This window comes from Streptomyces sp. NPDC016851 (assembly GCF_055562795.1).
Map to the genome: position 1 here is coordinate 207,003 of NZ_JBVHEP010000002.1, position 12,534 is coordinate 219,536.

10 protein-coding genes are annotated in these 12,534 nt (G+C 69.2%); 1 reads left to right on the forward strand and 9 read right to left on the reverse strand.

Going from position 1 to position 12,534, the window contains the following annotated elements; all coding sequences use genetic code 11:
- Positions 1-502: 502 nt before the first annotated feature.
- Positions 503-3,661 (forward strand): isoleucine--tRNA ligase, encoded by a 3,159-nt coding sequence (gene ileS, locus ACZ3I3_RS03670; protein WP_467362232.1) that lies wholly within the window; start codon positions 503-505, stop codon positions 3,659-3,661.
- A 216-nt stretch (positions 3,662-3,877) separates the two neighbouring features.
- Here the strand turns inward: ileS and ACZ3I3_RS03675 are convergent, their stop codons facing one another.
- The 9 genes from ACZ3I3_RS03675 to ftsW form a co-directional block, all read right to left on the reverse strand.
- Positions 3,878-5,014 (reverse strand): DivIVA domain-containing protein, encoded by a 1,137-nt coding sequence (locus ACZ3I3_RS03675; protein WP_086852445.1) that lies wholly within the window; start codon positions 5,012-5,014, stop codon positions 3,878-3,880.
- A gap of 53 nt (positions 5,015-5,067) precedes the next feature.
- Positions 5,068-5,352 (reverse strand): YggT family protein, encoded by a 285-nt coding sequence (locus tag ACZ3I3_RS03680; RefSeq protein WP_037674328.1) that lies wholly within the window; start codon positions 5,350-5,352, stop codon positions 5,068-5,070.
- Positions 5,353-5,411: 59 nt separating this feature from the next.
- Positions 5,412-6,053 (reverse strand): cell division protein SepF, encoded by a 642-nt coding sequence (locus tag ACZ3I3_RS03685; RefSeq protein WP_059416514.1) that lies wholly within the window; start codon positions 6,051-6,053, stop codon positions 5,412-5,414.
- Between the two features lie 129 nt (positions 6,054-6,182).
- Positions 6,183-6,902, reverse strand: coding sequence for a YggS family pyridoxal phosphate-dependent enzyme (locus ACZ3I3_RS03690; RefSeq protein ID WP_397620054.1), 720 nt, complete (start codon positions 6,900-6,902; stop codon positions 6,183-6,185).
- A gap of 6 nt (positions 6,903-6,908) precedes the next feature.
- On the reverse strand, positions 6,909-7,640 hold the full coding sequence (pgeF, locus tag ACZ3I3_RS03695; protein ID WP_467362236.1) for a peptidoglycan editing factor PgeF: 732 nt from the start codon (positions 7,638-7,640) through the stop codon (positions 6,909-6,911).
- Positions 7,641-7,650: 10 nt separating this feature from the next.
- Positions 7,651-8,844, reverse strand: a complete 1,194-nt coding sequence (ftsZ, locus tag ACZ3I3_RS03700; protein WP_150480351.1) for a cell division protein FtsZ — start codon at positions 8,842-8,844, stop codon at positions 7,651-7,653.
- A gap of 288 nt (positions 8,845-9,132) precedes the next feature.
- Complete coding sequence (locus tag ACZ3I3_RS03705) at positions 9,133-9,927, reverse strand: cell division protein FtsQ/DivIB (RefSeq protein WP_467362237.1); 795 nt, start codon at positions 9,925-9,927, stop codon at positions 9,133-9,135.
- Between the two features lie 26 nt (positions 9,928-9,953).
- Positions 9,954-11,051, reverse strand: coding sequence for an undecaprenyldiphospho-muramoylpentapeptide beta-N-acetylglucosaminyltransferase (gene murG, locus ACZ3I3_RS03710; protein WP_467362239.1), 1,098 nt, complete (start codon positions 11,049-11,051; stop codon positions 9,954-9,956).
- A gap of 6 nt (positions 11,052-11,057) precedes the next feature.
- Positions 11,058-12,422, reverse strand: coding sequence for a putative lipid II flippase FtsW (gene ftsW / locus ACZ3I3_RS03715; protein ID WP_467362240.1), 1,365 nt, complete (start codon positions 12,420-12,422; stop codon positions 11,058-11,060).
- Positions 12,423-12,534: the final 112 nt, after the last annotated feature.

Below are 12,534 nucleotides of genomic sequence, written 5' to 3' on the forward strand. Positions count from 1 at the left end.
CGAACCTGCATCCGTTGTGCCCAGCTCCCCGCCGGGTAATCCGCCGAGCCGGACGTCCCAGGATCCGAACACCCATACCACTCCATTCAGGTCATCAAACCCATACGTCACCCACAACGGCGCCCCTCACGGCCCTCCGCCCCCGACCGCCCCGAAAAGCGGTCGGCCGCTGTCCGCGCGGCGCCGTACACTGGGCGGAGCGAAAAGCGTGGATGGGGACGAGTAGCGGCGTACGCAGCCCAGAGCGACCCGGGGACGGTGGAAGCCCGGGGGCGAGCGCGACGCGAAGATCACCCCGGAGCCGCCGGAAGAAAACCGCCGCCGAGCGCGGCGGCCAGTAGAACCGGCATCGCGACCCCAATGAGGGGGCTCACCGACGCACACCCCGCGCCGGAGGGCCAAGGAGGGTGGTACCGCGGGAGCGCGCCGAAGGCGGCGCAGGCAGACGTAGCTCTCGTCCCTCCGGACGGAAGGCAGCAAGTCCGCCGGAGGAAGCCCGCTGATGACATCGCCGACGTACCGCCAGGTGCCCGCCCAGGTCGACCTGCCCGCCCTCGAGCACGCCGTGCTCGACTTCTGGCGCGAGCAGAAGATCTTCGCCAAGAGCCTGGAGCAGTCCGAGGGCCGCCCCGAATGGGTGTTCTACGAGGGCCCGCCCACCGCCAACGGCATGCCCGGTGCCCACCACATCGAGGCCCGCGTCTTCAAGGACGTCTTCCCCCGCTTCCGCACCATGCGCGGCTACCACGTGGCCCGCAAGGCCGGCTGGGACTGCCACGGCCTCCCGGTGGAGCTCGCCGTGGAGAAGGAGCTCGGCTTCTCCGGCAAGCAGGACATCGAGGCGTACGGCATCGCCGAGTTCAACGCGAAGTGCCGCGAGTCGGTGACCCGGCACACGGACGCCTTCGAAGAGCTCACGACCCGCATGGGCTACTGGACCGACCTCACCGAGCCCTACCGCACGATGGACCCCGAGTACATCGAGTCGGTCTGGTGGTCGCTCAAGGAGATCTTCAACAAGGGCCTGCTGGCCCAGGACCACCGCGTCGCCCCCTGGTGCCCCCGCTGCGGCACGGGCCTGTCGGACCACGAGCTGGCGCAGGGCTACGAGACGGTCGTCGACCCGTCGGTCTTCGTCCGCTTCCCGCTCACCTCCGGCCCGCTGGCCGGCGAGGCCGCGCTCCTGGTGTGGACGACCACGCCCTGGACGCTGGTCTCCAACACCGCGGTCGCCGCGCACCCCGAGGTCACCTACGTCGTCGCGACGAACGGCGAGGAGAAGCTGGTCGTCGCCGAGCCGCTCCTCGCCAAGGCCCTCGGCGAGGGCTGGGAGACCACCGGCCGGACCTTCACGGGCGCCGAGATGGAGCGCTGGACCTACCAGCGCCCGTTCGAGCTCGTCGAGTTCCCGGAGCCGGCGCACTTCGTGGTCAACGCCGAGTACGTCACCACCGAGGACGGTACGGGTCTGGTCCACCAGTCCCCCGCGTTCGGTGAGGACGACCTCAAGGTCTGCCGCGCGTACGGCCTGCCGGTCGTGAACCCGGTCCGCCCGGACGGCACCTTCGAGGAGGACGTCCCCCTCGTCGGCGGCGTCTTCTTCAAGAAGGCGGACGAAAAGCTCACCGAGGACCTCCAGCAGCGCGGCCTGCTCTTCAAGCACATCCCGTACGAGCACAGCTACCCGCACTGCTGGCGCTGCCACACCGCGCTGCTCTACTACGCGCAGCCCTCCTGGTACATCCGCACCACGGAGGTCAAGGACCGCCTCCTCGCGGAGAACGAGAACACCAACTGGTTCCCGGACACGGTCAAGAACGGCCGGTACGGCGACTGGCTGAACAACAACATCGACTGGGCCCTGTCCCGCAACCGCTACTGGGGCACCCCGCTGCCGATCTGGCGCTGCGAGGACGACCACCTCACCTGCGTCGGCTCCCTCACCGAGCTGACCGAGCTGACCGGCACCGACCAGTCGGGCCTGGACCCGCACCGCCCGTTCATCGACGAGGTCACCTTCGCCTGCCCGCAGGGCGGCTGCGGCAAGACGGCCACGCGCGTACCCGAGGTCATCGACGCCTGGTACGACTCGGGTTCGATGCCGTTCGCGCAGTGGGGCTACCCGTACAAGAACAAGGAGCTGTTCGAGGCCCGTTACCCGGCCCAGTTCATCTGCGAGGCCATCGACCAGACCCGCGGCTGGTTCTACACGCTGATGGCGGTCGGCACGCTCGTCTTCGACAAGTCGTCGTACGAGAACGTGGTCTGCCTCGGCCACATCCTCGCCGAGGACGGCCGCAAGATGTCCAAGCACCTGGGCAACACCCTGGAGCCGATCCCGCTCATGGACCGGCACGGCGCGGACGCGGTCCGCTGGTTCATGGCGGCCGGCGGCTCCCCGTGGGCGGCCCGCCGCGTGGGCCACGGCACGATCCAGGAGGTCGTCCGCAAGACGCTCCTCACGTACTGGAACACGGTCGCCTTCCAGGCCCTGTACGCCCGCACGTCGGGCTGGGCCCCGTCCGAGGCCGACCCGGCCCCGGCGGACCGCCCGGTCCTGGACCGCTGGCTGCTGTCCGAACTGCACGCGCTCACCGACCAGGTCACCCAGGCCCTCGACACCTACGACACCCAGCGCGCCGGCAGGCTGCTGTCCGCGTTCGTCGACGACCTGTCGAACTGGTACGTGCGCCGCTCCCGCCGCCGCTTCTGGCAGGGCGACAAGGCCGCGCTGCGCACGCTGCACGAGGTCGTCGAGACGGTGACGCAGCTGATGGCCCCGCTGACCCCGTTCATCACCGAGCGGGTGTGGCAGGACCTGATCGTTCCGGTCACCCCGGGTGCCCCGGAGTCGGTCCACCTGTCGTCCTGGCCCGAGGCGGACCTCACCGCCATCGACCCGGAGCTGTCGAAGCAGATGGTGCTGGTGCGCCGGCTCGTGGAGCTGGGCCGCGCCACGCGCGCGGAGTCGGGCGTCAAGACCCGGCAGCCGCTGTCCCGCGCCCTGATCGCGGCGACGGGCTTCGAGACGCTGGACTCCGAACTGCGCACGCAGATCACGGAGGAGCTGAACGTCGAGTCCCTGGCGACGCTCAGCGAGGTCGGCGGCTCCCTGGTGGACACCACGGCGAAGGCCAACTTCCGCGCGCTGGGCAAGCGGTTCGGCAAGCGCGTCCAGGACGTGGCCAAGGCCGTCGCGAACGCGGACGCGGCCGCGCTGTCCCTGGCCCTGCGCGAGGGCACGGCGACGGTGGAGGTCGACGGCGAGACCATCACGCTGGCTCCCGACGAGGTGATCATCACGGAGACGCCCCGCGAGGGCTGGTCCGTGGCGTCCGACGCGGGCGCGACGGTCGCCCTGGACCTGGAGATCACGGAGGAGCTCCGCCGCGCGGGCCTGGCCCGTGACGCGATCCGCCTGATCCAGGAGGCCCGCAAGAACAGCGGCCTCGACGTGGCCGACCGCATCGCACTGCGCTGGACCGCCACGGACCCGGCGACGGTCGCGGCCCTCACCGACCACGCCGGCCTGATCGCCGACGAGGTCCTGGCGACGGCCTTCTTGAACGAGAACAGCGCCGAGGGCGACGCGGACGACGGCTACGGGAACCCGTTCACGGACGAGGGACTGACGCTGACGTTCCGCCTGCGCAAGGCGTAACCCACAGGGGGTAAGCGCCGGCCGAAGGCCCGGTCCCGCCAAAGATCTTGGCGGGACCGGGCCTTCGGCGTTGTGTGCGCACGAACGCGTGTGGCACAGGGGCGACGTGTCCGGCGAAGAGACGCGTGCGGCAAAAGGGCGGGGCCCCGGGTTCAAACCCGGGGCCCCGCCCTGAACGCTGCCGACGTCTATGCCGTACTACTGGCCATCAGGCCGTCAGTTGTCGTCCTCGTCGATCAGGAAGCCCCGCATGGGCGAGGGCGCCTGACCCATCGGCGACGGGCCCTGCGGACGCACCGGCGCCATCGGCTGGGTCATCGCCGGAGACATCTGCTGCTGACCGCCGTAGGACGGACCGGACGGCGAGGGACCGCCGCCCATCGTCTGGTTGCCACCGCCGTACGACGGGGCGCTCGCGCCGGCCGGTGCCATGGAAGGCGCCGGGGACGGCGGGAGGGACGCGGTCGCGGGAGTACGCGGCGGGGCCAGCGAGTCGTCGGCCTGGGTCTCCAGCTGACGCAGCTGCGACTCCAGGTACGACTTCAGGCGCGTGCGGTACTCGCGCTCGAAGCCGCGCAGGTCCTCGACCTTGCGCTCCAGCGTGGCGCGGGCGGACTCCAGGGAGCCCATCGCGACGCGGTGCTTCTCCTGCGCATCCCGCTCCAGGGCATCGGCCTTGGCACGGGCGTCACGCTCCAGACCCTCGGCACGCGAACGCGCCTCGCCGACGATCTTGTTGGCTTCGGAACGGGCCTCGGCGATCGCCTGGTCGGCGGTCTGCTGGGCCAGCGAGAGGACACGGGCGGCGCTGTCGCCACCGGGGCCTCCTTGACCGGGGCCGCCCATCGGACCGCCCATGGGGCCGCCCATCGGACCACCCATCTGCTGCTGCATGGGGGGCTGGCCCATCGGGCCGTGACCGCCCGGACCCTGGCCCATCGGACCGGGACCCTGCGGGCCACCCTGACCGCCGGGACCGGCGGGCAGCTGCGGGGCACCGCTCGGCAGCTGGGGCGGACCACCCATGGGGCCACCCATCTGCTGCTGCGGCGGGCCCGATATGCCGGCGGGTACGGGACCACCTGGACCACGCATGCCCTGCTGCTGTTGCTGCTGTTGTTGCTGCTGATCCTGCTGCTGCTCCGGAGGCTTGCGCATGTTCTGCTGATTCTGGGCAGCAGCACGCGTCGCCGCGGCCAGCTTGGCGCGCAGATCCTCGTTCTCGCGGAGCAGGCGGGTCAGTTCGGCTTCGACCTCGTCGAGGAAGGCATCGACCTCGTCCTCGTCATAGCCTTCTCGGAGGCGGACGGTCGTGAACTGCTTGTTCCGCACGTCCTCGGGGGTCAACGGCATCTCTTCACCTCAACGTAGTCGTCGGCATTCGGCAAGACCGTAGTTCACATCGCTCACAGCCGGCTCACGATCGAGATCAGGATGTAGACGATGATCATCAGCACGAAGAAGGACAGGTCGAGCGCCACGCCCCCGAGACGCAGCGGCGGAATGAACCGCCGCAGAAGCTTGAGCGGTGGATCCGTGACAGTGTAGGTGGCCTCAAGAACGACCACCATCGCCTTGCCTGGTTGCCATGAGCGGGCGAACTGGAAGACGTAGTCCATGACCAACCGGAAGATGAGCACGATGAGGAAGCACATCAGCGCGATGTAGGCGACATCCAGAACCACGCTCATGACCTGTTGCTTCCCTCTCCCCTGTGCCCTGCTGTTACTGCTGCTTCCGGTGTTACGTCTCAGCTCTGGTTGAAGAACCCGCCCTCTGCGATGCGGGCCTTGTCCTCCGCCGTGACATCGACGTTAGCAGGCGACAACAGGAACACCTTCTGCGTCACCCGCTCGATACTGCCGTGAAGACCAAACACCAAACCGGCCGCAAAGTCGACAAGTCGCTTCGCGTCTGTGTCATCCATCTCAGTCAGATTCATGATCACCGGGGTGCCTTCACGGAAGTGTTCCCCGATGGTACGGGCCTCGTTGTAGGTCCGTGGGTGGAGCGTGGTGATCCGGTAAGGCTCTCGTTCGGACACGACCTTGGGCATGATCACCGGTGCGTTCTTCTCCAGACTTGCGCGTTCTTGTGTGATGGATGCCACGGGCGCGATACGCGCCGGGCGGCCGGATTCCGCGGGTAGCGAAGCGGAACGGGCAGCCGGCTCACGAGGTGCGGGCGGTTGTACGACTCGTACCTCTTCGTCCCTTTGGGGCTGATGTGAGCCGTGCGGCTGGTGGGACGGCTCGTGCCGTCGATGGTCCCGTTCGGGCTCCGGGTCCAGTTCGGGTTCGAAGTCGTCGTCGGGGTCAAATCCGCGGCCGTCGTACCCATCGTCCTCCACGAGGCCGAGGTAGACCGCCATCTTGCGCATCGCGCCGGCCATTCTCTGAGTCCTCCGCTCTGTGGTGGATCGGCTGACGACTGCCAAGTGCCCGCGATCCACGTGGTCCTTGAATCCGCCTTTCGGCGGCAATGACCATATTTTCTGCTGTGGTCCGACTTCTTGGCGACGTTACCCGAGCCTGGGGCGGACTCCGAGTACCGCGCTGCCGACGCGCACATGTGTCGCTCCGGCCGCCACGGCCTGCTCGAGGTCCGCACTCATCCCTGCCGAGACCATGGTGGCAGCCGGATGACTCCGGCGCAGGTCAGTCGACAAATCCATCAACCGCCCGAACGCCGCCTGTTCGCGTCCCGCGTACTCCCCGGTGAGCGGTGCGACGGTCATCAGTCCGCCGAGCCGCAGTCCCGGCGACCGCGCGACGAGGTCGGCCAACTCTTCGATTCCGGCGGGCGCGACGCCTCCCCGCTCGCCCCGCGCACTCTCGCCGGCGTCGAGTGCGACCTGGATGAGACACCCCAGCTCCCGTCCGGCGCGGACGGCCTCCTTCGACAGAGCTGTGACGAGCTTGGAACGATCAACGGACTGCACGAAGTCCGCGTACCCGACCACGGATCGCACCTTGTTGGTCTGGAGTTGACCGACAAAATGCCAAGTAAGGGGCAGATCCATACACGCGGCGGCCTTCGGGGCCGCGTCCTGGTCGCGGTTCTCGGCGACGTGCCGCACGCCGAGTTCCGAGAGGATCCGCACATCGGTCGCGGGGTAGGTCTTGGTGACCACGATCAGGGTCACCTCGTCGCGCCCCCGACCCGCGGCCGCGCAGGCGTCGGCGATGCGTCGCTCCACTTTCGCCAGATTCGCGGCGAGTTCGTCCTTACGGTCCGTCATGCCCTATCAGTCCAGCCACACATAGCCCGCGAGCCGACCGGTGACGCGGTCGCGGCGGTACGAGAAGTGATCGTCCGACTCCAGCGTGCACACCGGCGATTGCGCCCGGTCGCGCACTCCGAGCCGCTCCAGCTGTGCGTGCACTCCGGCGCTCACGTCGACCGCCGGTGTGCCCCAGCTCGTCTCGGCGTACGCCGCCGGCTCGATGGCGGACACCTCGGCGCGCATCGCCTCGGGCACTTCGTAACACCGGCCGCAGACGGTGGGCCCGGTGCGGGCGACGATCCGGGAGGGCTCGGCACCCAGCTCCGTCATCGCGCGTAGCGCGGCCGGGACGACTCCGGCGATCATGCCGGGCCGGCCCGCGTGGGCCGCGGCGGCGATCCCGGCGACGGGGTCGGCGAGCAGTACCGGCACGCAGTCGGCGGTGAGCACGGCGAGGGGGAGCCCCCGCCGCGTCGTGACGATCGCGTCGACCGACGGGATCCCGGGTGAAGATCCCCACGGCCCGTCCACCACCGCCACGTCGGCCCCGTGCACCTGGTTCATCCAGACCACCCGGTCCGGCTCGACGCCCAGGGACTTGGCGGCCAGTTCACGGTTGGTGCGTACGGCGTCCGGGTCGTCACCGACCGCTCCGCCGAGATTGAGCTCCTCATACGGAGCGGCGCTCACCCCGCCCCACCGGTCGGTGAAGGCGAAGTGGGCGCCGCTCACGCTTTCGCGCTGTCCTATCACGTCAGAAGGATCACTTGAGGAAGTCCGGTACGTCCAGTTCCTCGGCCGCGCTGTCCGAGTAGGTCCTCGGCGCCGGCGGGACCGGCGGGGCGACCGGGATGTCCTCGACCGGCTTCGGAGCGGGCTCCGGGTCCTCCTTCGGCGTCACGCTGCCGAGCGAACCGAAGGACGGGCGGCTCTCGGTCTGCCGTGCCGGGGCCGGCTCCTCGCGCTTGACCGAGGACGAGCCGAGGACGTTGTCCCGCTTGGAGGGCGGCTGGCCGCCGTCGAAGCCGGCCGCGATCACGGTGACCCGGACCTCGTCGCCCAGGGCGTCGTCGATCACCGCGCCGAAGATGATGTTGGCCTCGGGGTGGGCGGCCTCGCTCACCAGCTGGGCGGCCTCGTTGATCTCGAACAGACCGAGGTCCGAGCCACCGGAGATGGAGAGCAGCACACCGCGGGCGCCGTCGATGGACGCCTCCAGCAGCGGTGAGGAGATCGCCATCTCGGCGGCGGCCACCGCGCGGTCGTCGCCTCGGGCGGAGCCGATGCCCATCAGGGCCGAGCCGGCCTCGGACATGACCGACTTGACGTCGGCGAAGTCGAGGTTGATCAGGCCCGGGGTGGTGATCAGGTCGGTGATGCCCTGGACACCGGAGAGCAGGACCTGGTCGGCCGACTTGAAGGCGTCCAGCACCGAGACCTGGCGGTCCGAGATGGACAGCAGCCGGTCGTTCGGGATGACGATGAGGGTGTCGACCTCTTCGCGGAGCTCGGCGATGCCGTCCTCGGCCTGGTTCGCGCGGCGCCGTCCCTCGAAGGTGAACGGGCGCGTGACCACACCGATGGTGAGGGCACCGAGCGAGCGGGCGATGTTGGCCACGACGGGCGCGCCGCCGGTGCCGGTGCCGCCGCCTTCACCGGCTGTCACGAAGACCATGTCGGCCCCCTTGAGGACCTCCTCGATCTCCTCGCGGTGGTCCTCGGCGGCCTTGCGGCCGACGGCCGGGTTGGCTCCGGCGCCGAGTCCGCGGGTGAGTTCACGGCCGACGTCCAGCTTGACGTCGGCGTCGCTCATCAACAGAGCTTGCGCGTCGGTGTTGATGGCGATGAACTCGACGCCCTTGAGACCGACCTCGATCATCCGGTTGATGGCATTGACACCACCGCCGCCGACACCGATGACTTTGATGACTGCGAGGTAGTTCTGCGGTGCTGCCACGTCGAAGGCCTCTCGCCTCGAGTTACGTGTCGCCGAATCACCGTGGCGCGCTGCGCCCCGCGACCCGACGACTGATGCCGAATGGGACGGTCCGTATCGCCGACCCGAACCCTAACCCTGAAGTTTAGGGTTACCAGTGTGTCTGTTCCTTGGAGTCTTCTGAACAGGACACTAAGTCGACAAGTGGCGCTCCTTCAACGAACACGCCGAACCTCCCGTTTTTCTTTTCACCCTATGTGATCAGCCGTAGCACTGCCCAACCAGGGTGCTGGCCTGCGCAGATGTGCGTCAACTCCCTGATGACGCGGGCGCGGTGGGAACACTCACGTCGAAGTACCGCGCACCGGGGGAGGCTTTCATCAGAGCCGTGAGCGTACGGGCCTTCGCGGCACCCTTCTCGCTGCTCCCCCAGGCGACCGTGCGGCCGTCCCTCAACTCCAGCGAGATGTCGTCGTAGGAACGGACCTTGACGGTCCGTGTGTCGCGGGCGACGGCGGCCGGAACGGCACGGGCGACGCCCACCGCCTCGCGCACCAGCCGGGCCTCGCCGAAGCGGCGCAGGCTCGCGGCGGCGGAGCTGGACCGGGAGAGCGTCAATTCCAGTGCGGGGACGCCTTTCGGCGCCTCGGAAACCGTAGCGAAACGGACACCTTCATCGTCCACTTCGACGAACTTTCCGGCCTTTTGGACAATCAGAACCGGAGTCCGCTCAACCACTTTCAGGTCGATTCCATGGGGCCAGGAACGGACCACGTCAACCGAGTCAATTCGGGGCAATTTTTGCCCCAGTCGCGTCTCGATCGCATCGGTGTCGACGGAAATCAGCGGCTTCCCGAGGGGCACGTCGGCGGCCGCCTCGACCTGCTCCGGAGTCAGGACCCGGGTCCCCGACACGGAGACCTGCTCGGCGCGCAGCCAGTCGGAGCCGTAGAACAGCCAGACCGTCGGGATGCCGAGGAAGACCAGGACGAGGCCCAGGATGACGATCACACGAAGGTGACGTCGCCTCAGACGCCTGACGGGCGGCGGGCCGGACGACTCCTGCTGGCGTTCACCGCGCTCGGCGGTGGTCGATCCGGCCACGCTCCCCTGCCTTCCGTCATACAGCCCTAGCGGTGTGCACGACTGGCGGCGATCGCCTCGTACACCATGCCGACGAGCAGGTCGTCGGCGTCCCGGCGGCCGAACTCGGCGGCGGCGCGGGACATCTGGTACAGCCGGTGCGGGTCGGCGAGCACGGGCAGGACGTTCTGCTGGACCCACTCGGGGGTCAGCTCCGCGTCGTCGACCAGCAGGCCGCCGCCTGCCTTGACCACCGGCTGGGCGTTGAGCCGCTGTTCGCCGTTGCCGATGGGCAGCGGGACGTAGGCGGCGGGGAGCCCGACGGCGGAGAGCTCGGCGACGGTCATCGCGCCCGCACGGCACAGCATCATGTCGGCCGCGGCGTACGCGAGGTCCATCCGGTCCAGGTAACTTACCGGGACATAGGGGGGCATTCCCGGCATCTGCTGGACGTGCGGCAGTTCGTTCTTCGGTCCGACCGCGTGCAGGATCTGGATTCCGGCCTGCTGGAGCCAGGGCGCGACCTGCTGGACGACCTCGTTGAGACGCCGGGCGCCCTGGGAGCCTCCGGTGACCAGCAACGTGGGCAGGTTCGGGTCCAGGCCGAACGCGGCGCGGGCCTCGGGGCGTACGGCGGCCCGGTCCAGGGTGGCGATGGAGCGGCGCAGCGGGATGCCGATGTAGCGGGAGTTGCGCAGCTTGCTGTCCGGGGTGGAGACGGCGACCTGGCTGGCGTACCGCGAACCGATCTTGTTGGCCAGGCCCGGGCGGGCGTTGGCCTCGTGGATGACGATCGGCACGCCCAGGCGCTTGGCCGCCAGGTAGCCGGGCAGGGCGACGTAGCCGCCGAAGCCGACCACGGCGTCCGCCTTGGTGCGCTCCAGGATCTGCTCGGTCGCCTTGATCGTCCCGCGCAGCCGGCCCGGGACGGTGATCAGCTCGGGGGTGGGCTTGCGTGGCAGCGGCACGGCGGGGATCAGCGCGAGTTCGTACCCGCGCTCGGGTACGAGACGGGTCTCCAGGCCTCGCTCCGTGCCCAGGGCCGTGATGCCCACGGACGGGTCCTGCCTGCGCAGGGCGTCCGCGAGGGCGAGCGCGGGCTCGATGTGGCCCGCGGTTCCTCCGCCGGCGAGTACGACATGCACCGAAATTCACCGCTCTCCGGACGAACGCGCCGCCGAGGCGCGCCGTCGCATCGTGTTCCATCTCCGGGGACTCCGGCCGGAACCGGTTCCCCCAGCCCCCCGCTTTCTACCAAAGCGGGGTTGCCGCATCGCAAGCGCCGCCCGCGCAGCGGGCTCGTCGCGCGCGAAGGCGATCAGGAGCCCGATGGCGAACATGGTCGGCAGCAGGGCGGAACCCCCGTAGGAGAACAGCGGGAGGGGGACGCCGGCGATCGGCAGCAGACCGAGCACCGCACCGATGTTGATCACGGCCTGGGCCGTGATCCAGGTGGTCACGCCTCCCGCGGCATACCTCACGAAGGGGTCCTCCGTGCGTCCGGCCACGCGGATACCCGCATAGCCTAGAGCCGCGAAGAGGGCGAGTACCGACAGCGTCCCCGCCAGACCCAGTTCCTCACCGGTGACGGCGAAGATGAAGTCGGTGTGGGCTTCGGGGAGTTGGCCCCATTTCTCCACACTCGCACCCAGCCCGGAGCCGAAGATTCCGCCGGAGGCGAGGGCGTAGATGCCGTGCACGGCCTGCCAGCAGTCGACCGGTCCCGACTGTGGTTCGGTGGCGCCGAGGCACTGCAGGCGCGCCATGCGGTTCGCGCTGGTCTTGATGAGGATCAGGCCGAGTACGGCGGCGATCGACAGCACTCCGGCGAACAGGCGCGTGGGCGCGCCGGCCAGCCAGAGCAGGCCGAACAGGATGGCCGTGAGGATGATCGCGGTGCCCATGTCGCCACCGATCATGATCAGTCCGAGCAGCATGAAGGCGGCCGGGACCAGCGGCACCAGCATGTGCTTCCACTGGGTCAGCAGCCTCTTGTCCTGCTTGCGGGCGAGCAGGTCGGCGCCCCACAGCACAAGCGCGAGCTTGCCGAACTCGCTGGGCTGGATCTGGAAGGAGCCGCCGACCGCGATCCAGTTCTGGTTGCCGTTGACCGACACTCCTATCCCGGGGATCTGCACCAGGGCCATGAGGAAGACGGCACCGGCGAGGATCGGGTAGGCGAGAGCCCGGTGCAGCTTCACCGGCATCCGGGAGGCGGCGAACAGCAGTCCGGCGCCGATCACGGCGGCCAGCAGCTGCTTGCGGAAGAAGTACGAGCCGGGCAGCGACATCTGGAGCGCGGTGATCTGGGAGGCCGAGTAGACCATCACCAGGCCCAGCACGGTGATCAGCAGACTGCCGCCGAAGATGAGGTAGTAGGCGGTCAGCGGCCGGTCCCAGCCCCGGCGGGCACGCGTGTAGAAGGCCAGGACGCGGTTCTCACGGGCGAGCCGGGGCGCGGCGGGGCGCTTGGGAGCGCGGGAGACGGGAGGCCGTCCGGTGCGGCTGGTGGGCATCGCCGCTCACCCCGCCTTGCCGGAGGGGAACGTTCCGCGACCAGGGGGCGTTTTGAAGGACCCAACACTCCCTGGCCACTCGTGCACCAGCCGCATCCGTGTCACGTGTCCC